We start from the raw sequence: 1,009 nt of genomic DNA on the forward strand, positions 1-1,009 counted from the left end.
TGGTGTCGGGACGGAGTGAGGGTGCGGTGCGGGCGGCGCTGGAGCGCGTCGCGGACTTCGTCGAACGGCATCCGGACGTCCCCGTGGGCGCGGTGGCACGGATGCTCGCCGGATCACGAACGGTGTTCGAGCACCGCGCCGCCCTCACCACCACCGGCACCGACCGCGACACACTCGTGGAACGCCTCCGGACAACGGACCAGGCACTGCGCGGCGCGGGCCGCCCGGCGGACGACCCGGTATGGGTCTTCCCCGGCCAGGGCGCCCAATGGCCCGGCATGGCCGTGAAACTACTGGACGAAAACGGGGCGTTCGCCGAGCAGTTGGCCCAGTGCGCGCGGGCCCTCGAGCCGTTCGTGGACTGGGACCTGCTGGCCGTGCTCCGGGGCGAACCCGGCCAGCCCGACTTCGACCGGGTCGACGTGGTGCAGCCCGCCCTGTGGGCGGTCATGGTGTCCCTGGCCGCGCAATGGCGCGCCGTCGGCGTACACCCCGCCGCGGTCATCGGACACTCCCAGGGCGAGATCGCCGCCGCCACCGCGGCCGGCGCACTCTCCCTGTCCGACGGCGCACGCGTCGTCGCCCTGCGCTCCCGCCTCATCGCCCAGCACGCCGGCGACGGAGGCATGACCTCACTCGCCCTCCCCCGGACCCAGGCAGAGGAAGCGGCCGCACGGTTCGGACTCGAAGTCGCCGCCGTCAACAGCCCCGACAACACCGTCCTCGCCGGCCCCGTCGAGGCGCTGGACCGGCTCACCGCATGGTGCGACGAACACGACATACGATGCCGCCGCGTCCCCGTCGACTACGCCTCCCACTCCTCCTTCGTCGACGTCATGCGCGAACAACTCCTCGACGCACTCGCCCCCATAGCACCACGCGACACCGACACACCCCTCTACTCCTCCCTCACAGCAAACCTGATCCACGGCAGCGACCTCGACGCCGACTACTGGTACCGCAACCTCCGCCACACCGTCGCCTTCGAAGCAGCCACACGCGCCGCCGC

1 protein-coding gene is annotated in these 1,009 nt (G+C 71.9%); it reads left to right on the top strand.

The window, feature by feature from the left end:
- Positions 1–26: 26 nt before the first annotated feature.
- The coding region (locus tag AC3ET3_RS36090) for an acyltransferase domain-containing protein (protein WP_435613733.1) at positions 27–1,009 on the top strand (983 nt) is incomplete at its 3' end.

This window comes from Streptomyces sp. bgisy159 (assembly GCF_057707805.1).